Below are 24924 nucleotides of genomic sequence, written 5' to 3' on the forward strand. Positions count from 1 at the left end.
TGCCGCATCGCCATGACCATCTTGATGACACCGGCGACACCAGCAGCCGCCTGCGTGTGCCCGATGTTCGACTTGATCGACCCCAGCAACAGCGGAGTCTCACGATCCTGACCGTAAGTCGCCAGCAGCGCCTGCGCCTCGATCGGATCACCCAAGGTCGTACCGGTGCCATGAGCCTCGACCACGTCCACATCGGACGTGGACAGACCAGCACTCGCCAAAGCCTGACGGATCACCCGCTGCTGCGACGGACCATTCGGAGCAGTCAACCCATTCGACGCGCCATCCTGATTCACCGCGGAACCACGAACGACGGCCAGAATCTCGTGTCCATTGCGCAGAGCGTCAGACTGCCGCTCCAACACCACCAGGCCGATACCTTCGCCCCAACCGACACCGTCCGCCGCGTCCGCGAAGGACTTGCACCGACCGTCCGCTGACAGACCGCGCTGCCGCGAGAACGCCACGAACGTGCCCGGAGTGGACATCACCGTCACGCCACCGGCCAACGCCAATGAGCATTCACCCTGACGGAGTGCCTGCGCGGCAAGGTGCATCGCCACCAGCGACGACGAACACGCCGTGTCGATCGTGACCGCAGGCCCCTCGAAGCCGAAGGTGTAGGAGACACGCCCGGACGCGACACTCGGCGAGCTCGCGGTGCCTTGGTAGCCCTCGAACTCGTCACTCAGGATCGAGCCGTAGTCGTTGTACATGACACCGGTGAACACGCCAGTTTGGCTGCCCTGCAGGGATGTCGGGTCAACGCCGGCCCGTTCCAGCGCCTCCCATGACGTCTCCAGCAACAACCGCTGTTGCGAGTCGGTGGCCAGCGCCTCACGCGGGGACATGCCGAAGAAGTCCGGGTCGAACTCGCCCGCGTTGTGCAGGAACCCACCTGAGCGCGTGTACGAAGTACCAGTCTGCTCAGGATCGGGGTTGTAGAGCGCCTCGACGTCCCAGCCTCGGTCCGTGGGGAACCCCGTGATCGCGTCGGTACCTTCGAGCACCAGCCGCCACAAGTCCTCCGGCGAGCTCACCCCGCCCGGGTAGCGGCAAGACATGCCGACAATGACGATCGGGTCGTCCGTCGTCGTGACTATCGACGGAAGCTGCCGCGCCACCGCGACGGTGTCCGCGCCGAACAGCTCCGCACGCAGATACCCAGCCAACGTGGTGGTGGTCGGGTAGTCGAACACCAGCGTCGCGGGCAGCCGCAGGCCCGCCACAGTGCCGATGCGGTTGCGCAGCTCGACCGCCGTCAGCGAGTCGAACCCGAGGTCCCGGAACGCCCGGTTCGGATCGATCGCGGCGGCACTACCGTGTCCCAGCACCTCCGCTACCTGGCCGCGTACCAGGTCCAGCAGGGCCTCGCCCCGCTCGACCTCGCCGAGTGCCGACAACCGCAGCAGGAGACCGGCGGCAGCGCCGGATCCGGCCACCGACCGACGTGTGCGCGTCCGGATCAAGCCACGCAGCAATGCCGGCACCTCGCCCTGCGCACGAAGCACTGGCAGGTCGAGCCGCACTGGCAACACCACCGGCTCCCCAGAGCCCAACGCAGCGTCGAACAATGCGAGACCTTGTTCGGCAGGCAGCGGCGGCATGCCCGAGCGCGCCATCCGCGCCATGTCCACTTCGGACAACGTGCTGGTCAGCCCGACAGTCTGAGCCCACGCGCCCCAAGCGAGTGAGATACCTGGTAGCCCGAGCTCGCGCCGGTGGCGCATCAGTCCGTCGAGGAACGCGTTGCCCGCCGCGTAGTTGCCCTGTCCGGGGATCCCGAACGTGCCCGCCGCCGAGGAGAACACCGCGAACACCTTGAGGTCCCGGGTGAGCTCGTGCAGATGCCAGGCCGCGTCCACTTTGGGTCGCAGGACGGCATCCATGCGCTCCGGCGTGAGCGACCCGATGACCCCGTCGTCGAGCACCCCAGCGGTGTGCACCACGGCCGAGATCTCGTGCTGTGACAACACCTCCGCCACGGCGGCACGATCCGCCACATCGCAGGCCACGACCTCGACCACCGCATCCAACTCGGCCACCAGTTCGACCGCGCCAGGCGCTTCCAGACCACGACGGCTCAGCAGCACCAGGTTCCGCACGCCCTGTCCGACCAGGTGTCGTGCCAGCAAACCACCCAAACCACCCGTGCCACCGGTGATCAGCACCGTGTCGTCGGCATCCCACGTCACCGGCTCCGGCGACTCGGTCACCCGCGCCAGCCGGGCTGCGAGCACCTCGCCATCGCGGATCATCAACTGCGGCTCGTCGATCGCGAGCGCTCGCGGCACCAGCTCATCGGAATCCACATCCAGCAGACCGAACCGGCCAGGATTCTCCGACTGTGCCGAACGCACCAGACCCCACACAGCCGACGCCGTGAGATCGGCACCGGACACCGCACCACGGGTCACGAACACCAGCCGCGACCCGTCGAACTGCTCCTGCGCCAGCCGCTCCTGCAGCAAACCGAGCACCCGAGAAGTCACGGCGTGGACTGATTCCACCACGTCGCCGTCGCCACCTATCGACACCACCGTCGGCCCGTCACCGGCCACCGACGCCGGCTCCGGTACCGCGACGGGAACCCAGGTCAGCTTGAACAGCGAATCGGAGACATCGTCGCGCCGCTCGGTCGGCAACGACCGGGTGATCAATGAAGCGATAGTCGCGACCGGCGCTCCGGCGGTGTCCGCGACGGCGATCGACAGCACGCCGTCGGTACCGCGGGCCAAGCGCACCCGCACAGCCGAGGCGCCGCTCGCGTGCAGGGACACGCCTTGCCAGGAGAAGGGGAGTCCGCCCCCGAGGTCGTCGAACCTGGCCGCGTGCAGGCCGCTGTCGAGCAAGGCGGGGTGCAGTCCGAAGCCGGTGGCGTCAGTGCCCTCAGGTAGCGATACCTCGGCGAACAGCTCTTCACCTCGGCGCCAAACAGCGCGGAGACCTTGGAAGAAGGGGCCATAGGAGAATCCAGCCTCGGTGAACCGCTCGTAGAAGCCGTCCATGTCGACCGGTTCGACGTCGGCCGGCGGCCACACCTCCGCGTCGAACGTGCTGGTCCGCGCTCCCACAGCCAGGACACCGGTCGCATGCTGGGTCCACGGCAGTTCGACCGCGCCCTCAGGCCGGGAGTGCACCGTGACCGCACGGCGACCGGCGGCGTCCGCTACGGCGACACGCAGTTGCAGCTGAACCGCGCCCTGTGCCGGGACCACCAGCGGCGCGATCAGGGTCAGTTCCTCGATCTGCTCGCACCCGACCTCGTCACCGGCGCGAATAGCCAGCTCCACGAACGCCGTGCCGGGCAGCAGCACCCGGCCCGCGACGACGTGATCGACGAGCCATGGCTGCGCGCGCAGCGAAAGCCGGCTGGTGAACAGGACCCCCTCACCGTCGGCGAGGTCGACGGCCGCCCCCAGCAAGGGGTGTTCCACCGAAGTGAGGCCGAGTCCCGAAGCGTCACCGGCCTGTACTGAGACCGAAGGCCAGTACCGTTCACGCTGGAACGGATAAGTAGGTAGATCCACCCGGTGAGCGCCCTCGAAGAAGCCGGACCAGTCCACGGGAACCCCGGTCACGTGCAGGCGCGCCAACGCCGTGACCGCGGTCAGCTCTTCACCACGATCCTTACGCAACAACGGAACCACAACAGCGTCCACCGGCACCGACTCGGCCGCCATCGCCGACAGCACACCGTCCGGACCGAGCTCCAAAAAGGTGGTCACGCCGGCATTACTCAGGGTGCCCAGCGAATCGGCAAAGCGCACAGTGTCGCGGACATGGCTCACCCAGTACTCCGGCGACATCACATCACCAGCCGCCACAATCGGAATACGCGGAGCCGCAAAATTCAGGCTCTCCACCACGGCACGGAACTCAGCCAGCATCGGATCCATCAACGACGAATGAAACGCATGCGACACCGACAGCCGCTTGTACTTCCACCGCCCGGCAAGCGCCAGGACCTCATCTTCCACCCCGGACAACACGATCGACGTCGGACCGTTGACCGCCGCGATCGACACACCATCAGTCAGCTGGGAAAGGACCTCAGCTTCGGTCGCCTGAACAGCCACCATCGCACCACCGGCCGGCAACGCCCGCATCAACCGAGCCCGGGCAGCCACCAAAACGCAAGCGTCCTCGAGCGACAACACCCCAGCCACATGCGCCGCGGCGATCTCGCCGATCGAATGCCCGACCAAGAAGTCCGGCCGTACACCCCACGACTCCACCAAGCGGAACAACGCCACCTCAAGAGCGAACAACGCCGGCTGAGCCACCCCGGTGTCGTTCAACAACTCTTGATCATCAGGCAACTCGACACCCAGCTGCGTAAGCACGGCACCGAAAGCTTCGGCGAACACCGGGAACCGGGCAGCCAACTCCCGGCCCATCCCCACCCGCTGCGAACCCTGACCCGAAAACAACACCGCCAACGAGCTGTCCACGGCGACACCGCGAGCGAGCTCCGAAACACCCTCGGAGGTCGCCAGCAAGACCGCCCTGCGGTCGAACACCGCGCGCGACGACAGCAGTGAGAAGCCGACGTCAACCTGCGACTGTCCATGCACAAAGGACTCAAGCTGGGACACACGCGCGTCCAGGGCCGCATCAGACTTCGCCGAGAGCACCCACGGCACCACCGAAGGCCCGTCCTCCGACGTCACCACCTCCACGACGGGTGCCTGTTCGATCAGCACGTGCGCATTGGTGCCACTGACACCGAACGACGACACACCTGCCCGGCGGGGATGGTCACTCGGCGGCCACTCCGCCTGCTCGGTCAGCAGCTCGACGGCGCCGGCGGACCAGTCCACGTGCGACGACGGAGCGTCCACATGCAACGTCCGCGGCAGCACGCCATACCGCATCCCCATGACCATCTTGATCACTCCGGCCACACCGGCGGCCGCCTGCGTGTGCCCGATGTTCGACTTCACCGAACCGAGCAGCAGCGGCCGCTCCCGGTCCTGGCCGTAGGTCGCCAGCAGCGCCTGCGCCTCGATCGGATCGCCCAGTGAGGTACCGGTTCCGTGCGCCTCCACCGCGTCCACATCCGACGCCGAAAGCCCCGCGTTGGCAAGTGCCTGACGGATGACCCGCTGCTGCGAAGGACCGTTCGGCGCGGTCAACCCGTTGGACGCGCCGTCCTGGTTCACCGCTGAACCTCGCATCACAGCGAGAATCGGGTGCCCGTTGCGTTCGGCGTCGGAAAGACGCTCCAGTACCAGCTGTCCGGCGCCCTCGGACCACCCCACGCCGTCCGCGGACTCGGAAAATGCCTTGCACCGGCCGTCAGCGGCCAAACCACGCTGACGCGAAAACTCGACGAAGGCGTGCGGCGTCGACATCACCGTCACACCGCCCGCCAACGCCAGGTCGCACTCCCCCTGCCGTAGTGCCTGGGCGGCCAGGTGCATCGCCACCAGCGACGACGAACACGCCGTGTCCACGGTGACAGCCGGTCCCTCGAAACCAAAGGTGTAAGACAACCGGCCCGACAGCACGCTGGCCACGAGACCCGTGTCGGCGTGCCCTTCGGCCTCCACCAGCAGATCGGCGTAGTCCTGGCCGTTCGTTCCGGCGAAAACACCGGTTCGGCTGCCCCGCAGCGAGGCTGGGTCTATCCCAGCCCGTTCCAGTGCCTCCCAGGAGATCTCCAGCAGTAGCCGCTGCTGCGGGTCCATCCCGAGTGCTTCGCGCGGGGAGATGCCGAAGAAGTCCGCGTCGAATTCGGCCTGCTCGGTGAGGAAACCGCCCTCGACGGCCAGGCTGACGCCCGTAAGGAACTCCAGATCCCAGCCACGGTCGGCTGGGAACGGCGAGACCACGTCCCGCTCTTCCGCCACGACCTGCCACAGTTGCTCAGGGGACTGAACCGCGCCGGGGAAACGGCAGGCCATGCCGACGATCGCGATCGGCTCGGTCTTCTTGGACTCCAGTTCCTCGACCTGTTCGCGCGCGCGCCGGAGATCGACGACGACTCGCCTCAGGTATTCGACAACCTTGTCCTGCTGCTCGTCCTGCACTGGTCCATCCTCATTTCCCGTCGGGAAAGAACTGGCAATCGTCAAGAAAGGTCGTACAGCTCTTCGTCGATGATGCTGAGCAGCTCGTCGACGGGCACGGTCCTGATGTCTTCCTCGGAAGACCGGCCCGCGGTCATCGCGGGCTGACGCAGTCGGAAAAGGATCTTCTCCAGACGATCTCCGAGCGCTTCCCGCGCCGCGCCGTTCGCGGGCTCGGAGGACAGCGCGGCTTCGAAGCGGTCCAGTTCGCTCGCCGACGAGCCCAAAGCCGAGGCCTCACTGCTGACCAGGTTCGCCACGAGATACCCGGCAACGGCACGGGGTGTCGGGTAGTCGTAGATGAGCGCCGAAGGCAGCACCAGTCCTGTGACCGCGGTGAGCCGATCGCGCAGTTCGACCGCGGTCATCGAGTCGAAACCCTGGTCGCGGAAGGACTTGTCGACGCTGACCGCGGTGGAACCGCGGTGTCCCAGCACCACTGCCACCTGCGACCGCAACAGGTCGAGCAGCACGCGCTCGGCTTCCTCGTCGGAGTGGCCGGCGAGTCGCTGCCCGAGTCCGTTGTCCCGCGCTTCGGGGTTTCCCGTGGCGAACAGAGCCTGACGGACTTCGGGGATGCCGGAGAGCAACGGGCTCGGCCGCTGCGCGGTGAACCCGGGCGCGAACCGCGCCCAGTCGGTGTTCGTCACCGTCAGCGTGGTCTGGTCCTCATCCAACGCCTGCCGCAGCGCCGCGATCGCCAGTCCGGGCTCCATCAGCAGCACCCCGCGGCGGCGCATCTGCTCGGCAACGAGCGTGTTGTCCGCAGCCATCCCGGCTTCGGCCCAAGCACCCCAAGCGATCGACGTCGCGGGCAGTCCATCGGCCCGGCGGTAGTGGGCGAGTCCGTCCAGGAATGCGTTGCCTGCTGCGTATCCCGGCTGCCCGCCACTGCCCCAGGTGGCCGCACCCGAGGAGAACAGCACGAACGCGTCCAGCGGTTGGGCTCGCGTCAGCTCGTGCAGGTTCCACCCGGCGGCCACCTTGGCCCGCAGCATCGCCGCCAGCTGCTCTTCCGTCAGCGACTCGACTGCCGCGTCCCCGGTGTCGACCCCGGCGGTATGGACCACCGCGCTCAACGGGACCCCGACCGGGATGTCCGACAGCACCTTCGCGAGCGCGTCACGGTCGGCCGCGTCGCAAGCAGCCACGGTGACTCGGGCGCCCGACGCCTCCAACTCCGCCGACAGCGCCTTCGCTCCCGGCGCCTCCAGTCCTCGTCGACTGGTGAGCACCACGTGTTCGGCACCGCTGGCAACGGCCCAGCGGGCAACATGGCCGCCCAGCCCGCCGGTGCCGCCGGTGATCAGAACTGTGCCACTGGCCTGCCAGCGCCGCTGGGGTTCCCCACCGACAGGCGCTCGGACCAGCCGGCGTCCGAACACCCCGGAACTCCGTAGTGCCAGTTGGTCCTCGTCCGGGAAGGCGCCAGTGAGCACTTGCGCCAAGCCGCTGCCGACCCGCACGTCGATCTCGTCCGGCAGGTCGAGAAGACCACCCCAGCGCCTCGGCAACTCTAACGCGGCGACGCGGCCGAGGCCCCACAACGCGGTCTGCTCGGGAGAACTGACCTGGTCGCCGTTACCGACCGACACGGCGCCCTTCGTCACGCACCACAACGGCGAAGCAATTCCCTTGTCCGCCAAGGCTTGGACCAGCGCGACCGACCGCCTCAGGCCATCCGGGACCGGCCCGTCGGACCGCGTCGAGGGCACTGCGAGCAGTGACAGCACACCGTCGAACGCGATGCCCGCGATCCCGGACAGTTCCCGACCCAGCCCGGCGCGGTCCAGGTCGGCGACGTCGAGCCTCAGCACGTGCGAACCCAGCGCGGCCACCAGCGGGCCCATCCACTCGTCGTCGATCTCGTCGGCCGGAACGAGCATCAGCCACTCCCCCGGTGTCGCACCGGAGGTCGACTTCAACGAGGTCCACGACTCGCGGTACCGCCAGGAATCCACCACAGACCGCGCCTGCCGACGCCCACGCCACGACGACAGCGCGGGGACGAGCGCCGCGGCCGTCTCGGCGTCCAAGTTCAGCTCCGACGCGAGATCGCCGCCCTCGACGAGACTCCAGAATGCTCCTTCGACCGGGTCCGCAGACACCGCCGGACCATCGGGCTCCGGCCAGAACCGCTGACGCTGGAAGGCGTAGGTCGGCAACTCGACCCGGCGAGCTCCGGTCCCGGCGAAGAACTCCTGCCACCGTACGGAGACGCCGGTGACGTGCAGGCGTGCCAGCGCCGTCAACGCCGAAACCTCCTCAGACCGACCCTTACGCAACAACGGAACCACCACCGCACCCACCGGCACCGACTCCGCAACCATCGCCGAAAGCACCCCATCCGGACCCAACTCGAGGAACGCCGTCACACCCCGCTCAACCAGAGTGCTCACCGAATCCCCGAACCGCACCGTCTCCCGGACATGACGCACCCAATACTCCGACGACGTCACGTCACCGGAAGCCACCATCGGAACGACCGGCTCCCGCAACGACAGACCCTCCACCACCTCGCGAAACTCAGCCACCATCGGATCCATCAAGGCAGAGTGGAACGCATGACTCACCGGCAAACGAGTAGTCTTCCGCCCCTGCGCCTCGAACAACGCCGCCATCGCGAGCACGCCGGCCTCATCCCCGGCGATCACCACGGACCTCGGCCCATTCACCGCCGCGATCGACACCCCACCACTCACCAACGGCAACACCTCTACCTCAGCCGCCTCGATCGCCACCATCGCTCCACCACCAGGCAACGCCTGCATCAACCGAGCCCTGGCGGCAACCAGTACACACGCATCCTCCAACGACAACACTCCTGCCACATGCGCTGCCGCAACCTCACCCACCGAATGCCCGGCAAGAAAGTCGGGCCGAACCCCCCACGACTCCACCAACCGGAACAACGCCACCTCCAGCGCGAACAACGCCGGCTGTGCCGCACCAGTCTGATTCAACAACTCCTCATCATCAGGCAACTCGACACCCAACCGGGCGAGCACGCCATCAAACGCCTCAGCGAACACCGGGAACCGGACAGCCAACTCCCGGCCCATCCCCACCCGCTGCGAACCCTGACCCGAGAACAGAAACGCCACCGGCCGCTCAGCCGTGGCACCACGCGCCACCTCGACCACACCATCCTCAGTGGACAACAGAACCGCGCGATGCTCGAACACCGAGCGTGATGTCACCAACGAGAACCCGACATCGACCGGATTGTCCACAGTGGTCCCGATGTGATCCACCTGTGCCGTCAGCGCAGCCTCGGTCTTTCCCGAAAACACCCACGGCACCACCGTGGACACCACAGTCGGGTCCGCCACGGTCAGCTCGGCCGCAGGCGCCTGCTCGATGATGACATGTGCGTTCGTGCCGCTGATACCGAAGGCCGAAACCCCCGCACGTCGTGGCCGGTCGTTGTCCGGCCACACGGTCTGCTCGGTGAGCAGCTCCACGGCGCCGGCCGACCAGTCCACCCGCGATGACGGCATGTCCACGTTTAGTGTCCGCGGGATGATCCCGTGCCGCAGGGCCTGCACCATCTTGATCACCCCGGCAACACCGGCGGCCGCCTGCGTGTGCCCGATGTTCGACTTCACCGAACCCAGCAGCAATGGCGTCTCACGGTCCTGGCCGTAAGTCGCCAGCAGTGCCTGCGCCTCGATCGGATCACCCAGCGAAGTCCCGGTGCCATGCGCCTCGACCACGTCGACGTCCGCAGTGGACAGACCGGCCTTCGCCAGCGCCTGCCGAATCACGCGCTGCTGTGACGGACCGTTCGGAGCGGTCAAACCGTTCGATGCGCCATCCTGGTTCACCGCGGAACCACGCACCACCGCGAGAATCTCGTGCCCGTTGCGCCGAGCGTCCGACAGCCGCTCCAGAAGGACCAAGCCGACGCCCTCGGACCAGCCCGTGCCGTCCGCGTCGTCGGAGAACGCCTTGCACCGGCCGTCGCTCGCTAAACCGCCCTGCTGGGTGAACTCCACGAAGGTCTGCGGCGTCGACATCACGGTGACGCCGCCGGCCAGCGCCAGGTCGCACTCGCCCTGCCTCAGGGCCTGGCCGGCTAGATGTATCGCCACCAACGACGATGAACACGCCGTGTCGACGGTGACCGCCGGACCTTCCAGCCCCAGTGTGTAGGCCACCCTGCCGGAAACGACGCTGCCCGCGGTGCCAATGCCCCAGTAGGCCTCGGTGCCTTCCGGTGGACTGCTCAGATCCGAGCCGTAGTCGTGGTACATCACCCCGGCGAACACCCCGGTCTTGCTGCCACGCAGCGAAGCCGGATCGACCCCGGAGCGTTCCACCAGTTCCCACGAGGTCTCCAGCATCAACCGCTGCTGCGGGTCCATCGCCAGTGCCTCGCGTGGAGAGATCTTGAAGAACTCCGCGTCGAACTCCGTAGCTTCGTGAAGGAAACCGCCCTCTTGCGTCGCACTCGCGCCGTCGAAAAGCCTCTTCAGGTCCCACCCGCGGTCATCCGGGAAGCCCGCGATGGCGTCGCCGCCCTCGGTCACGAGTCGCCACAGTTCGTCCGGAGTGCGCACGCCGCCCGGATACCGGCACGCCATCGCGACGATCGCGATCGGCTCATCTACGACCACGCGCGGCGATTCCACCGAGTTCGGCACGGGTCGTTCCCCGAACAGCAAGGCCTTCAGATTCCGGGCCAGTACCCCGACCGTCGGGTAGTCGAAGACCACGGCGGCGGACAGCTGAAGGCCCGTCGCCGCACTCAGCCGGTTGCGCAGCGCCACCGCGCTGATCGAGCTGAAGCCGAGCTCGCGAAACGTGCGCTCCGAGTCGCCGCGTTCGTCGACCGGAAAACCCAGCACGGTCGACGCTTCGGTGCGAACGACGTTCAGCAGGAACGAGTTCTGCTCGTCAGCCGACATGCCGGCCAGCCGCGAACGCAGTTCGGACAGTTCACGTTCGTCCAGTTTCGCCGGCCGCGGCGCGAGGTCGATCAGACCGCGCAGCAACGCTGGAACCGCGCTTGCCGGGATCTGCTCCCGCAGCGCGGCACCGGCAATGCGGACGACTACGGCGTTGACGAGGTTCATCGTCCCCGCGACGTCGAACATCGCCATACAGTCCTGGACGGACAGTTCGGTCGCGTTGTTCTCGACGGCAGTGTCGGCTTCGTCCCGAATCGACGCGCCCCAAGCTACCGACAGTGCGGGAAGCTCCTGTGAGCGCCGGTATCGGGCGAGCGCATCGAGGAACGCGTTCGCCGCGGCCTGCTCCGCACAGCCGGCCGTGCCGAGCGCACCCGACACCGAACCCAACAGGACGAAGGCGGCAAGGTCCTTGTCCTTGGTGAGCTGGTGCAGGTTGACCGCACCGGCCACAGTGGCGGGAAACGTCCGTTGGAACCCGCCGGTCAGCGCCGCGGGCAAAGCCGTGTCCAGCTCACCATCGCAGTACACCACCGCGGTGAGCGGGCGCTTGACCTTCGCGAGGACGGCGGCCAACGCCTCTCGATCGGCCACATCGCACGCCACGACCGCGCACTTCGCGCCGAACCGCTTGAGGTCCTCATCGAGCTGCGCAGTCGCGTCGTCGGCTCGTCCGCGCGGGCTGAGTAGCAACACGTGCCGCGCCCGATAAGCGGTGACGAGGTGCTGGGCAAGCGCAGCCCCCCTGGCTCCGGGGGCACCGGCGATCACGACCGTGCCTCTGGGATCCAGCCGCAGGGTCGATTCACTGTCCAGTGCGGTCGAAACGCGGGCCAGCCGTGGGATCAGCGCGACGCCTCCGCGCACAGCCAACTGCGGTTCGTCGGTGGTAAGCGCGAGCGACAGCATCCCGGACGAGTCCTCGTGCCGGTCGATGTCGAGCAGCGTGAAGTGATCCGGGTACTCGGCCTGGACGGACCGCAGGAGTCCCCAGACCGGCGCGTGCACCAGGTCCGTGATGTCCTCACCGGCGCCGGTGGCGACCGCGCCGCTGGTCACCACCGCGAGTCGGGTGTCGGCCAGCCAGCCATCATGCGCCCAGGACCACAGCGTATGCGCAAGCTCCCGCACCGCGGTCTCTGTCGTGAGGGTGAGGTCGTCAGCGTCTGCCGCGCCAGGCGCGCAACTCGATACCGCGACATCCGGAGCCGGCTCGCCGGCGGCGACCGCGACGTGCAGGGAAGCCGCGTCGGGATAGCTCACCACGCTCAGCCCGGCCGCCTCAAGTCCAGCTGTCAGGCCGAAAACGTCCGGCCCGAGCACGGCCCAACTCTGTGCGAGTGGAAGAAGTCCAGCGCGCACCGACGGCAGCGGCGCCCAGCCGATCCGCAGCAGTGACTCGTGCTGGCCACCGCTCGCGGCACGCAGCCGCGCGGGCCGGTCGAGCAGGACATGCCGGGTGATCTTTCCCGAAGAGGTGCGGGGAATGCGGTCGATCTCGTAGAGCTCATCCGGCACCTTGAAGCTCGCCAGCTGCTCGCGGCAGGCGGCGAAGAGGGCCTCGGGATCGAACCCTTCGGGTCCGGGCACCACGAACGCGATGGGCACTTCGCCGAGCACGTCGTGCGGCCTGCCGACCACTGCCGCGTCGGCGACCCCTGTGACGCGCAGCAACACGTCCTCGATCTCGGCGGGATGCACGTTCTCGCCACTGCGGATGATCAGTTCCCGGCTGCGGCCGGTGATCGTGAAGTAGCCCAGTTCGTCACAGCGGGCCAGGTCGCCGGTGCGGTACCAGCCATTGGGCAGCGCCTGAGCGGTCGCCTCGGGCTGGTTGTGGTAACCGACCATCAGGCTCGGCCCACGCACCCAGACCTCGCCCTCGGCGCCCGCCGGCAGGTCGATGCCGGTGTCCGAATCCACCACGCGGATGGCGAGCCCGGGCACCGGGAGACCGCACGAGCCCTCGATCTTGGCACCGGAAGGCCAGTTGACGGTCATCAGCCCGCAGGTCTCGGTGCTGCCGTAGCCGTCGAGCAGAGGAACGCCGAAAGTGTCCTCAAAGGCCGCACGAAGCGCCCCGGGGCAGATCGAGCCCGCGGTCAGGCACAGCCGGAGCGCGCTGCTCTCGACCCCGTTCTCACGAGCCTCCGCCAATAGGTAGTGGTACATCGCGGGTACGCCCGCAAGGAAGGTATAAGACTCTTCACCCAGCGCGCGCAGGACTTCTTCCGGGGAGAAACCCTCCAGCAGCCGCGCGGTGCCGCCGACGGCCATGACGCCGATCACACAGAGGATGTGAGCCAGGCTGTGGTGCAGCGGGAGTGGCCAGAGAACGTTGTCTTCTTCGGACAGGCCGAGAATCGGTGCGTAACAGGCGGCCACAGACCACAGGCAGCTGCGCTGGGTCGACAGCACACCCTTGGGTTTTCCCGTGGTTCCTGAGGTGTACAACATCCACGCGACATCATCGAGGCTCTGGTCGTCCCGCGCCGGGGTGGCCGGGTCGGTGCCGACCAAGTCCGAATATGACACCACGAGCCCGGAGCTGCTGCGTGGCAGGGGTACGTCGCCGGTTACCACGACGCGTAGGTATGGCCGCCCCGGCAACAGCTTTCGCACCTGGTCCAGGTGGGCCGGGTCGGTGAGCACCACCCTGGCGCCACTGTCATCGAGCACATGCGCCAACTCCGCCTCCGAGGACGCCGGGTTGAACGGCACGCCGACCCCGCTGGCCCTCGCCACCGCGAGGTAGCTTTCGATGACCTCGACACAGTTTCCGAGGTAGATCAGCGCGCGGTCGCCGGGTTGTAGCCACAGGCCGGCAAGGTGCCCGGCCAGCCGCCAGGTGCGTCGTTCCAGCTCCGCGTAGCTCACACTTCGCCGCTGGTCGCGGAAGGCAACCTTGTCCCCCAGCCGGTCGGCGTGCTCTCGGAGCAGCTCAGGGATGGGCCGGATCAACTCTGCACGCAACATCTCGACGTCACTCCCTGGTTGAGGAACTCGTGACCAGTGGCGACGCTAACCGACCCGATACCTGCTAAATACCAGGAAATTTCCCGACGACCCCTGCGAATCCCCTACTACCCCCCTATGTTCGAGCCTGGGGCGGCCGTGCCGCTGGTTCGCCCAAGATGCCCCGGATCCCACTGCTAGCGTCCCTCAGGTAGGTCGGACCGGTTCCCGTGTGTCGTCGACCTGCCCCATGAGTCTCTTTTCCTGGAACCGAAAGAGGTGCCTAAAATGAATCAGACACAGTTGGTCCGCAACACGGAGAGCCTCGGCTATCTGCCCAATTCTTCTTTCGTTAACCTCGGCGAAACAGCCAAGTTCGCCACCGGACACAACGTCCTCGGCCAGATAAACTACGCCACCGAAGCCATCGACCCCAAGGTCTCCTCAGGCCACCCGGTGCTCAGCCTCCAGATGACGGACTCGACCCTCGACGGATTCGCCGAGTTCTGGACGACACCCAGGCCGGTGGAATCGGGTGAACACGACGGCATCTCCTACGCCCACGATGGCGAGTACTTCCTCTGCGCGGGGCGCATCCCGCAGGCTCAGGAATACGCCAAGGCGACCGAGTCCGCGTATGTCACCGCGCTCGACCTGATCACCACGCTCGACTACACCAACTGTTTCCGCATGTGGAACTTCGTGAACCAGATCAACGACGCGAACTCGGACGGGCTGGAGATCTACCGCGACTTCTGCCTTGGCCGGGCAAACGCATTCGAACGGTTCAAGTTCAACGAGACCGAGGTCCCGGCCGCCACCGGCATCGGCTCACTCGGCGGCGGGATCGCATTCTACTTCCTGACCTGCCGATCGAGCGTGCCCACCACGATCGAGAACCCGCAGCAGATGTCTGCCTACCACTACCCCAAGCGCTACGGCCCCAAGTCGCCCAAGTTCGCCAGGGCCACCCACTTGATCCCCGCGAACACCATCGGACAAGCCGGACACGTCTACGTCTCCGGGACCGCGAGCATCACCGGACACGAAACTCGCTTCCACCGCGACATCGAGAAGCAGACCCACCTCGCGCTCGAGAACATCGGCCGGGTCGTCGACGCCGCGAACCTGTCGGCGTACGAGTTGGCGAACGGGTACAACCTTTCCGACCTGAACAACGTCAAGGTCTACGTCCGCCATCGTGACGACATTCCCCAGGTGCGGGAGATCTGCGAGCAGGCACTTTCCCCTACCGCCGACGTCCGCTATCTGAACGTGGACATCTGTCGTTCCGACCTCCTCGTGGAGATCGAAGGAATCGTCAATTAGTAGTCAGCTGGAGGACATTTCCATGCAGCCCGCGACGAGCCTGACGGAAATCGATTTCGCCGACCAGGAAAACCCCTGGGATTTCCTGCCCGCCACCGAACAGCCGGCTTGGCGACACCATCCTGAATACAACCGGTGCCGCCGGGAACTACGAGTGGCGCCGCCACTGGTGACCGAATCCGAAACTGAGGACGCCCTGCGCGCGATCGCCAAGGTGGCCGCCGGCTCGGCGAGAATGCTTCAGGTCGGTGACTGCGCCGAAAGTTTCGACGAGTCGGGTTCGGCGGCGACGGCGGCGAAGGTCGATGTCATCACCGAACTCGCCGAGCACCTGTCGTGGCGGGTGGCCCAGGAAACAGTCCGCTTCGGGAGAATGGCCGGCCAGTACGCGAAACCCCGCTCAAACTCGCTCGAAGTGGTCGATGGTGTGGAAATGCCGGTATTCCGCGGCCATCTGGTCAACGCGCCCGAGCCCAACGTCGTCGCACGCCACTGTGATCCACGTCGCCTGCTGCGCGCACACGCGGCCAGCGCCGAAGTCCTGGACGGGCTTCGCACCCATTGGCAGAACCCCGGTACACCCGGCCACAATGGACCGTGGACGAGCCACGAAGCACTGGTGATGGACTACGAAAGCCCGCAGGTGCGCACCGGCGTGACGACCGGAGCGCGTTATCTCAGCTCCACCCACTTCCCGTGGATCGGGGAGCGGACCCGACAACTCGACCACGCGCAGGTCAGACTGCTGGCATCGGTGAGCAATCCCGTGGCCTGCAAGGTCGGGCCGACCGTCGATCCGGCGACCGTGGTCAGGCTGTGCGGCCTGCTCGACCCCGACCGCACGCCCGGCAGGCTCACCCTCATCATCCGGATGGGCCGCTCGGCGGTCGCCGAGGCACTGGCTCCAGTCGTGCGAGCGGTCCACCGCGCGGGACACCCCGTCGTGTGGCTGAGCGATCCCATGCATGGCAACACTGTGCGCGCGAAAACTGGGAAAAAGACCAGATATCTCGACGCTATGATCGACGAGGCAGTCCAGTTCAGAAGCACACTCGACAGCCTCGGTCGGCATCCAGGCGGAGTGCATCTCGAGGTGGCCGCGACCGAGGTCACCGAGTGTGTCGGCGGACCGGTCGCCGACGAAAACGCCCTCGAAGCCCACTACGAGTCGCTCTGCGATCCCCGGCTGAGCCCGGAACAAGCGCACGAGTTCATCGAGTCGGTCTTCTGACTTCAGCGGGAGAACGATGCCGACGCCCACCGCACCCTCCCAGCCCACTCAGGCTCAGTCCACTCAGTCCACTCAGGACATTGAAATCGACATCGACGTCGACGTGGCGATCGTCGGCTGCGGGCCGGTCGGGCTCGTCCTGGGCATCCTGCTGGCGCAACAGGGATGGCGCGTTGCCATCCTCGAGCGCTACGTCAACCAGTACCCGTTCCCCCGTGTCGTCGCCTTCGACGGCGAGACGGCCCGCAACTTCGCGGCCGCGGGTCTCGCCGAGAACCTCAGCGAACTGGGCGAGCCGGTCGGCGAATACGACTTCCAGAACGCGGCGGGCGAAACGTTGCTCAGCATGCACTCGCCGTACGAACCCGATCGGCTGGGCTGGCCGAAGGCGACCGTGATGCACCAGCCGACCTTCGAGTCGGCCCTGCGAGCGCACGCGAAGACGTTGCCCAGCCTGACAGTGCGCTACGGCCATCAGGTCGAGCGGATCCTCGACAAGGGCGACCGCGTCCAGATCTTCAGCGGCGGCGAGGCCGGCGGCCCCGACCCGATCACCGCCCAGTGGGTGGTGGGCTGCGACGGGGCGAACAGCTTCGTCCGCGACAGCATGGGTGTCGCCGTCACCGATCTCCAGTTCGAGCACGACTGGCTGCTGTGCGATGTCGTCTTCCACGAACCGCGCACGTTCACCCCGAATGATGTGCAGATCTGCGATCCCGCGCGGCCGACGACCATCGTCTCCAGCGGGCGCGGGCACCGGCGGTGGGAGTTCATGCGCCTGCCCGGCGAGACCATCGAGGATCTCAGCCGGGCCGAGACCATGTGGAAGCTGCTCGAGCCGTACGACGTCACCCCCGAGAACGCGGACCTGTCCCGGCACATCGTGTACACGTTCAAGGCCAGCATCGCCGACTCCTGGCGCCAGGGCAGGCTGCTGCTCGCCGGGGACTCCGCGCATCTCATGCCGCCGTTCATCGGTCAGGGCATGTGTTCCGGCGTACGGGACGCGGTGAACCTGGCGTGGAAGCTCGATCTGGTGCTGCGCGGCCTTTCCCGCGACCGGTTGCTCGACGCCTACCACCTCGAGCGGGACACCCACGTGCGCCGAACCATCAACCTGTCCATCGAGGTCGGCCAGATGATCTCGGAGCTCGACCCCGTCGCCGCGGCGAGGCGGGACGAGGTGATGTTCGCGATGCAGAAGGATCCCGCGAAGGTCGACGCGGCTGTGCCGTCGTACTTCATGCTGGAGGACGGCATCGTGCGCCGCAACGCCGAAGGCGCGGTGGCCCGGCTGGCCGGCGACCTCTGTCCTCAGGGGCGCGTGGTGCGCGGCGACCGGACGGGGCTGTTCGACGACGTCGTCGGGCGCGGATTCGTCCTCATCACCGCGTTCGACCCCTACTTGGTGCTCGACGAGGACGATCTCGCGTTCCTGAAACAGATCGGTGCGTATATCGTCCGGGTGATGCCGGCCCGCACTCCGCCAAAGCACATCAAGGAACACGAGGTCATCGACATCGACAGCGTGTACCTCCCCTACCTCACCAAATCGAAGCAGGTGGGTGCGCTGGTGCGGCCGGACTTCTACCTCTTCGGCACCGCGAGCTCTCGTCCTGACGTCTCCACTCTGGTCAAGGAACTCCAAGCCCAGCTCACCGTGTAGGGCAACCGTAAGACACCACTGGAAACGCCCCCCTCCAAGCCGGAAGGGGGCGTTTCCAGGTCACGCCGTGGCTGCCCGGTAGGTATGGAGCTCAGCGGGAAGATCCTTCCGGTACTTCACGTTCAGCTTGCGGTAGACGCGAGTCAGGTGCTGCTCGATCGTGCTGGGCGTGATGAACAGCTTCTCCGCGATTTCCCGGTTCGTGTAGCCCGCGGCGGCGAAGGCGGCGACCCGCCGCTCCCCCTCGGTCAACGACGCGAGTCTGTCGGAGGAGTGCCGCTGCTCGACGACGTCGATGTTCGTGCACAGGGGCAGCAGCTCCGCACACAACGCAGCCGCGCCGCAGGCGTCCGCTGTCTGCCATGCCCGCCGGGCCATCGGCGACGCGCGACGGTGCTGGCTGACCGCCCGGTAGGCCCGGCTGAGGTCCGCGAGCGCACGGGCCAACTCGAACCGGTCGCCACACCCCTCCAGAATCGCAACGGCCTCGGCGAGCAGTTGCGGACGGCTGTGGACCTGGCTGGTGGCCGCGAGCAGCCGCAACGCCACACCACGCGTCCGTGACCCGTCCGGACCCACCTTCGCGAGCTGCTCGTTGATCAACCGCCGGACCTCGGCCCGGTTTTCGCCCTTGCGCAGCCAGGCTTCGGCGGCACTCGTCCGCCACGGCACCAGACCCGGCATGTCCATGCCCCAGCTCGCCATCAGTTCACCGCAGGACAAGAAGTCGGCCAACGCGGCGTAGTCCCGGTTGGTCGCCAGGTAGTACTCGCCCCGCGCGTGCAGGTAGTGGAGTCCGTAACGAGTCTGCAGCATGGTGTCGGGGATCGGCTGCTCAAGCCAGGCGACGGCGTCATCGAGCCTGCCCATCCTGGTGGCGGCGGTGATCGCGCAGCCGAGCGGGAATCCGGCCGCGACGCCCCAGCTCGTCGGCGGCAGCAGGGTGACTGCGGTTCGTGCGTCCTCGAACGCGGCCGCCAGGTCGCCTTGCCGCAGCGCGACTTCAGCCCGCACGCTGGTGAACAGCGCCTTGCTGACCGCCGTCCGCGCCTGTTCGAGCAGCAGCTCGCTCCACGACCGCGCGAGGTCCAGCCGGTCGGCGTAGACCAGCACCAGCAACGCCTGCATCGCCGACTCCGGGCCCCACGACATGCTGTCGCTGGGCCGGGCCGCCTGCAGCACGTGTTCTGCGTCGGTGACCGCCTGCTCCTGCGAGCCGTAGCTGAGCACGTTGACCAGAGCCGCCGTCGACTTGAACCACGGCCCCGCTGTCGGGTTGCCCAATCCGACCTCGTGTTTCACCGATTCGAGCGGCATTGCTCCCCGGCGAGCCAGCGGCGGGTGCGTGCACGCCAGCCAGAGTTCGGTGGCCCGCCGGTCGGCCACCGTCGACAGCTGCGGTTCCTGGTCCGAGCGCACCTCGTCAAGTACGGAGACGGCGTCGACGACACGGCCGTGCCACAGCAGCTGCCTGACGAGCGCCGTCGCGTCCCGGTCGCCGAGGTGGCCGGCCGCCATCGCCTTGGTCAGCACCGGGAAATGGCGGACGGCCGCGGAGGGCTTCACCCGCCACTCGACCCGGGCGAGCTTGGCCACGATGGCGGCCCGATCGTCGTCGTCAACGGCGGCGCGGCCGGCGAGTTCCAGGTAGCGCACGGCCTCGTCGATCCGCTCGCCACGTAAGGCGTGCTCGGCCGCTTCGGCCAGCACCGCGCCTGTCCACGCGTTCGCCGTGTCGTCGGCGTCCACGAGAAACGGCGCGATGTCCGCGGCCGGCGCACCCTTGTCGTGCAGCAATCCCGCAGCCCGGAGACAGAGCGCGCGCCGGTCAGGCGAAGACATGTCGTCGAGCACGGCCGACCGCGCCGCCGGATGCCGGAACCCGCCCTCGTCGTCGAGCAGTCCCGCGGCGTTCATCACGTCGATCGCCGAAGTGACCGCCTCGCTGTCGGACTCGATCAGGTCACCGACCGTGACCTCGCCGAGCACAGCCAGCGCGCGGGCCACGCGCAGCACATTCGGTTCACAGCGGTGCAGGCAGCTCAGCAGCGCCTGGCGGAAGTTCGAGCCGGGAACGATCTGGGAACCGCCCGCCTTGTCCTCGAGCAGAGCCCGCACCAGCAACGGGTTCCCGCCGCTGATCTCGTACGCCGACGCCGCGCCGCCGAACAGCGTCGTGACGCTCGACTCACTCAGCGGCGCCAACTGGATGCGGCGGCAGTGTGGGTGACGCAGAAGTTCCGTGTGGAGCGGGGAATGTGCCGGCCGAGACGTGGCCGTCTCGGTAAGCACGACGAGCACCTTCGCCGAGCCGGCCCTGCGGATGAACGACAGCAGCCAGTCGAGCGAAGGCTGGTCGGCGTGCTGTACGTCGTCGATGCCGATCAGTACGGGGTTGTCCCTGGCCAGTTCCAGCAACGACTGGCACAGAGAGTACACAGTGAGGGCGCGCGCGGCATCGTCGGCGTCGAGGTCGACCGCTGGGAGGTCGACCGCTGGGAAGTCCCCGGCGCCGAACAGTTGGCGCACCATACCGAACGGCAACGAGCGCTCCGCGGCGGCGCAGGTCGACCTGAGTGCGATGAAGCCGGACTGCGTGGCGTGCTCGCCGAAGACGTGTAACAGTGCGGTCTTTCCGCTCGCAACCGGACCGCTGGCCAGCGCGACGCGCCCCCGCCCTGCCTGGGCCTCGGCGGCGAACTTCTCGAGGTCGGCCCACTGCTCCTCACGCTCAGTCAACGCGGACGTCATGCTCGCCGAACCTCCACCGTCGATCGCCTGCCCCGGTCTGAAGTCTAGGAGCCGAAAACTAGGATTCTTCCTGAGTTTCCAGCGAAGGATGGCCTACATGAACTCAAGTCAGGGGCCGATCCTGTTCGTGAGCCTCCCCGAGAGCGGACTGCTGAACCCGATGCTGGTCCTGGCCGAGGAGCTGTCCCGCCGGGGATTCGAGAACCTGTGGTTCGCGACCGACGAGAACCGGCGGGCGGACGTGGAGGCCATCGACGCGGGTACGCCGGTCCAGTTCTTCTCACTGGGTGAGGTGATCTCCGACCTGTCCTCGGTGACCTGGGACGACGAGACCTACCAGAAGGTGACGCAGCGGTCGCGGTTCAAGGCGCGCAAGGCCGTCATCGAGAAGACCTTCGTGCCGAGGCTGCAGATGGCGAAATACCAGAAGCTCGAGGAGGCCGTCGACAAGATCCGGCCCTCGCTGATGGTCGTCGAAAGCATGTGCCAGTACGGGTTCCAGTTGGCGATCACCAAGAAGATCCCTTACGTGCTGAGCAATCCGTTTGTGCCGAGCAACGCGGTGACGTCATTGGTGCCGATCGGCAAGTCCTACACCCCGGCCGGCTTCCCCGTGCCACACACCGGATTCTCGGCGAACATGAGCTTTGTCCAGAGGCTGGCCAATCGACTGTTCCGGTGGCGCATGCTGAGCCTGTTCCTGTCGTCCACGATGAAACAGCGCAACGCGGAGGACGCCGAGGTCCGCAACGAACTGGGTATCGATCCCGCTGCCGTCGGCCAGATGACACGCGTCGAGGCCGCCGAGATCGTGCTGTCGTACTCGGTTCCCGAGCTGGACTACCCGTTCACCATTCCCGACATGTTCCGCACGGTCGGGGCGATGGTGCCACCGCTGCCGCAGGCGCCGCCCGGCGAGCTCGGCGACTGGCTCGACGCCCAGGACTCCGTCATATACATGGGATTCGGCACGATCACGCGGCTGACCGCGGCAGAGGTCGGTACGCTCGTCGAGGTCGCCCGAAGGCTGGCGGGCCGCTACCAGATCCTGTGGAAGCTGCCAGAGGAACAGCAGAAGTGGTTGCCCGCGAAGGAAGATCTCCCGGACAACCTGCGTATCGAGAGCTGGGTACCCTCGCAACTGGACGTGCTGGCGCATCCGAACGTCAACGTCTTCTTCACGCACGGCGGGGGCAACGCCTATCACGAGAGCCTCTATTTCGGTAAGCCGATGGTAATGCGGCCGCTGTGGGTGGACTGCTACGACCAGGCCGTCCGCGGCCAGGACTTCGGTGTCAGCCTGACGCTGTCGCGGCCGCGCACGTTCGACCCGGACGACGTGGTCGACAAGCTCACGAGGGTCCTCGAAGACGGATCCTTCAAGGAGAACGCCGAACGCTTCGCCGAAATCCAGCGCGCGGCAGGCGGCAGGAAGAAGGCGGCCGACCTGATCGCCGGCCTCCCCGCACTGGCGAACGACTGACCGACTACAGCACGTGGAGGGCTCGGATATGTCGATCGCCGAAGAGGACGTGATCCCGTTCCTGCTGCGGGGGCCGGGGAAACCCTTTCCGCCGCCCGAATACGCGGAGTTGCGCCAGCGGGAGGGTCTGGTCAGGGCGAAGCTGCCGACCGGTGTTCCCGTCTGGCTGGTGACCAGGCACGAGGACGTTCGCGCCGTCCTCACCAGCCCGCACATCAGCTCCAATCCCAACCACGAGGGCTTTCCCCGCCCGGCCAAGACCGGCGGCGTGCCGTCCGCGGACGAGGTGCCCGGCTGGTTCGTGTCGCTGGACTCGCCCGAGCACGGCCGGTTCCGCAAGGCACTCATCCCGGAGTTCACCGTGCGCCGCGTCCGGGAGATGCGGCCCGCGATCCAGGCGGTCGTCGACCGGAGCATCGACGCGATGCTCGCCAAGGGCAACACCGCGGACCTCGTCGCCGACTTCGCGCTCTCGGTGCCGTCGCTGGTGATCTCGACCCTGCTGGGGGTGCCGAACGCGGACCGGGACTTCTTCGAGTCCAAGACCCGGGTGCTGGTGACGATCAGCTCGACCGACGCGGAACGCGACAAGGCCAGCGAGCACGTCCTGCGCTACCTCAACCGGCTCATCACCATCAGGACCAAGCGCCCCGGCGACGACCTCATCAGCAGGCTGATCGCCAGCGAGACGATGTCGCTTCAGGAGCTGTCCGGCGTGGCGATGCTGCTGCTCATCGCCGGACACGAGACGACGGCGAACAACATCGCGCTCGGTGCGGTGACGTTGCTGATGAACCCGCAATGGATCGGTGACGACCGCGTCGTCGAGGAGCTGCTGCGGCTGCACTCGGTCGCCGACATCGTCGCGTTGCGGGTGGCGGTTGAGGACGTCGAGATCGGCGGACAGCTGATCAAGGCCGGCGAGGGCATCGTGCCGCTCGTCGCCTCGGCCAACCACGACGAGGCGGCCTTCGGCTGTCCCGCCCAGTTCGACCCGAGCCGGTCCGCGCGCCACCACGTCGCGTTCGGCTACGGCGTGCACCAGTGCCTCGGACAGAACCTGGTCCGGGTGGAGATGGAACTCGCCTACCGGACACTGTTCGACCGGATCCCGACACTGGAGATCGCGCAGCCGATCGAGGAACTGCCCTTCAAGTACGACGGCGTGCTGTTCGGACTGCACGCCCTGCCCGTCCGCTGGTGACGGCTTCAGCTCAGGAGACATTCATGGTTCGCATCAGCATCGACACCGACCGCTGCATCGGGGCGGGGCAGTGCGTGCTGTCCTCGCCGGAGGTCTTCGACCAGGACGAGCACGGGTTCGTCGTGGTCATAGCCGACCACCCGGCAGGACCGCTGGCCGAATCGGCCCGGCTGGCCGGACGGATCTGCCCCTCCCAGACCATCACCGTCCACGAGGGCTGAGCACGCCGAACGAGTTACCAGCCGAGTCGGTACCGGTATCCCAACGGCCCCGCCGGTAAGATCGTTTTCCGCGAGAGGAAAACGATCTTACCGAATCGGGGCCGTTGTCGTATCTTCAGGTGATCAACACCTGTGAATAGAGTTCAAAGAAGGCAGGATTAGATTGCGGTGATCAGCGCTCCTGCTGGCCCCTTCATGACCGTGCGCCGAGGCCATGTGCTATCGAGGACGCTCATGTTCGTCGGGCCACAAGCAGTAGATATCCGAACCCTTCCACGTCCACCATTCCGGGGCACGGGTCCGGCAGTGTGTTCACATCTTCCAGATCAAAATCCGGATTCGCCCGCGTCCACACCTTCGACATCTCCATGAAGGTCCGACGAGTCGTGTGCGCGCTGATATCGACGATCTCTTCGAACATGAATCCAACGTCACGAAGCATGGGCGGGTAGTTCTCCACCTTGACGGTGGTCATCATCGAACCCTCGAGAAGCCGCTTCACGACGGGAAGTTTGACGGCTGGAATGGGGGCACGTTCGAAGAAGTCCGTCAGCACCAGCCTACCCCCTGGACGAAGGACGCGACTGATCTCCTGGAGAACCCGTCGCCGGTCAGGCATGTGAATCACCGATTCGAGCGCAAAGGCGGCATCGAAGGAATCGTCCGGAAAAGGGAGATCCAGCGCGTCCGCGAGACGGAAATCGACTCGACCGGCGAGGTCGCCGGACTCCCCGACTGCCACTGCTTCGGTGATCTGGTCCTGACTGACGGAGATCCCGGTGACGCGCGCACCGGTACGACGCGCCATCCGTAGCGCGGGCCCACCGACTCCACAGCCGATGTCCAGTACGTGGTGCGTGTGGTCGACTTTCAGTCGATCGATCACCATATCGGTGAGGCGGATAGCCGCGATATCAAGAGAAATGTCCTCGTCTGGCGTTTCCCAGTAGCCGAAATGCAGATGTTCGCCGAAGCCGAAGTTGGACGCTTCCTCAGCAGCGCCCAGGTCGAGGCACTCTTCCCCAAAACGGTCATACAGTCGGCCAACCTCTTCAGGAATTGCGGTAACAATCGACTTTCCCGACATAACCAGCTCC

General features: G+C 66.8%; 10 protein-coding genes. 6 read left to right on the forward strand and 4 right to left on the reverse strand.

Annotated elements, in window-relative coordinates; translation table 11 throughout:
* Positions 1–6035: type I polyketide synthase (locus tag JWQ81_RS44090; protein ID WP_297551607.1), on the reverse strand; the 6035-nt coding region annotated here is incomplete at its 3' end.
* Positions 6036–6076: 41 nt separating this feature from the next.
* A complete protein-coding gene (locus JWQ81_RS44095; RefSeq protein WP_297551608.1) occupies positions 6077–13963 on the reverse strand; it encodes a type I polyketide synthase in 7887 nt (2628 codons plus the stop codon).
* A gap of 267 nt (positions 13964–14230) precedes the next feature.
* On the opposite strand from JWQ81_RS44095, the gene JWQ81_RS44100 reads away from it, so the two are divergent.
* Genes JWQ81_RS44100 through JWQ81_RS44110 form a run of 3 tightly spaced genes read left to right on the forward strand, consistent with a single transcriptional unit; the run spans position 14231 to position 18168 of the window.
* On the forward strand, positions 14231–15271 hold the full coding sequence (locus tag JWQ81_RS44100) for an FkbO/Hyg5 family chorismatase (protein WP_297551609.1): 1041 nt from the start codon (positions 14231–14233) through the stop codon (positions 15269–15271).
* Positions 15272–15293: 22 nt separating this feature from the next.
* Positions 15294–16502 carry a 3-deoxy-7-phosphoheptulonate synthase gene (locus tag JWQ81_RS44105; protein WP_297551610.1) on the forward strand — a complete coding sequence of 403 codons (1209 nt, stop codon included), beginning with the start codon at positions 15294–15296 and terminating at the stop codon, positions 16500–16502.
* A gap of 16 nt (positions 16503–16518) precedes the next feature.
* Positions 16519–18168, forward strand: a complete 1650-nt coding sequence (locus JWQ81_RS44110) for a bifunctional 3-(3-hydroxy-phenyl)propionate/3-hydroxycinnamic acid hydroxylase (protein WP_297551611.1) — start codon at positions 16519–16521, stop codon at positions 18166–18168.
* Positions 18169–18228: 60 nt separating this feature from the next.
* Here the strand turns inward: JWQ81_RS44110 and JWQ81_RS44115 are convergent, their stop codons facing one another.
* The gene (locus tag JWQ81_RS44115) at positions 18229–20919 is read right to left on the reverse strand and encodes a LuxR family transcriptional regulator (protein ID WP_297551612.1); all 2691 of its coding nucleotides are present in this window, start codon (positions 20917–20919) and stop codon (positions 18229–18231) included.
* A gap of 97 nt (positions 20920–21016) precedes the next feature.
* Here JWQ81_RS44115 and JWQ81_RS44120 point away from each other — a divergent pair, with 97 nt between their 5' ends.
* Genes JWQ81_RS44120 through JWQ81_RS44130 form a run of 3 tightly spaced genes read left to right on the forward strand, consistent with a single transcriptional unit; the run spans position 21017 to position 23827 of the window.
* Positions 21017–22402 carry a glycosyltransferase gene (locus JWQ81_RS44120; RefSeq protein ID WP_297551613.1) on the forward strand — a complete coding sequence of 462 codons (1386 nt, stop codon included), beginning with the start codon at positions 21017–21019 and terminating at the stop codon, positions 22400–22402.
* Between the two features lie 28 nt (positions 22403–22430).
* A complete protein-coding gene (locus JWQ81_RS44125; protein ID WP_297551614.1) occupies positions 22431–23606 on the forward strand; it encodes a cytochrome P450 in 1176 nt (391 codons plus the stop codon).
* Between the two features lie 23 nt (positions 23607–23629).
* Positions 23630–23827: a ferredoxin gene (locus JWQ81_RS44130; protein WP_297551615.1), complete on the forward strand. Its 198-nt coding sequence runs from the start codon at positions 23630–23632 to the stop codon at positions 23825–23827.
* Positions 23828–24059: 232 nt separating this feature from the next.
* Here JWQ81_RS44130 and JWQ81_RS44135 read toward each other — a convergent pair whose 3' ends face one another.
* Positions 24060–24914 carry a methyltransferase domain-containing protein gene (locus JWQ81_RS44135; protein ID WP_297551616.1) on the reverse strand — a complete coding sequence of 285 codons (855 nt, stop codon included), beginning with the start codon at positions 24912–24914 and terminating at the stop codon, positions 24060–24062.
* Between the last annotated feature and the right edge of the window lie 10 nt (positions 24915–24924).

The sequence above is a fragment of the Amycolatopsis sp. genome (assembly GCF_025464955.1).
Taxonomy (GTDB): Bacteria; Actinomycetota; Actinomycetes; order Mycobacteriales; family Pseudonocardiaceae; genus Amycolatopsis.

What these genes read in the sequence shown, in the direction of transcription:
- JWQ81_RS44100 (WP_297551609.1), top strand. Translation starts at nt 14,231, where the DNA reads ATGAATCAGACACAGTTGGTCCGCAACACGGAGAGCCTCGGCTATCTG.
- JWQ81_RS44125 (WP_297551614.1), top strand. Translation starts at nt 22,431, where the DNA reads ATGTCGATCGCCGAAGAGGACGTGATCCCGTTCCTGCTGCGGGGGCCG.
- JWQ81_RS44115 (WP_297551612.1), bottom strand. Translation starts at nt 20,919, where the DNA reads ATGACGTCCGCGTTGACTGAGCGTGAGGAGCAGTGGGCCGACCTCGAG.
- JWQ81_RS44130 (WP_297551615.1), top strand. Translation starts at nt 23,630, where the DNA reads ATGGTTCGCATCAGCATCGACACCGACCGCTGCATCGGGGCGGGGCAG.
- JWQ81_RS44110 (WP_297551611.1), top strand. Translation starts at nt 16,519, where the DNA reads ATGCCGACGCCCACCGCACCCTCCCAGCCCACTCAGGCTCAGTCCACT.
- JWQ81_RS44105 (WP_297551610.1), top strand. Translation starts at nt 15,294, where the DNA reads ATGCAGCCCGCGACGAGCCTGACGGAAATCGATTTCGCCGACCAGGAA.
- JWQ81_RS44135 (WP_297551616.1), bottom strand. Translation starts at nt 24,914, where the DNA reads ATGTCGGGAAAGTCGATTGTTACCGCAATTCCTGAAGAGGTTGGCCGA.
- JWQ81_RS44095 (WP_297551608.1), bottom strand. Translation starts at nt 13,963, where the DNA reads ATGTTGCGTGCAGAGTTGATCCGGCCCATCCCTGAGCTGCTCCGAGAG.
- JWQ81_RS44120 (WP_297551613.1), top strand. Translation starts at nt 21,017, where the DNA reads ATGAACTCAAGTCAGGGGCCGATCCTGTTCGTGAGCCTCCCCGAGAGC.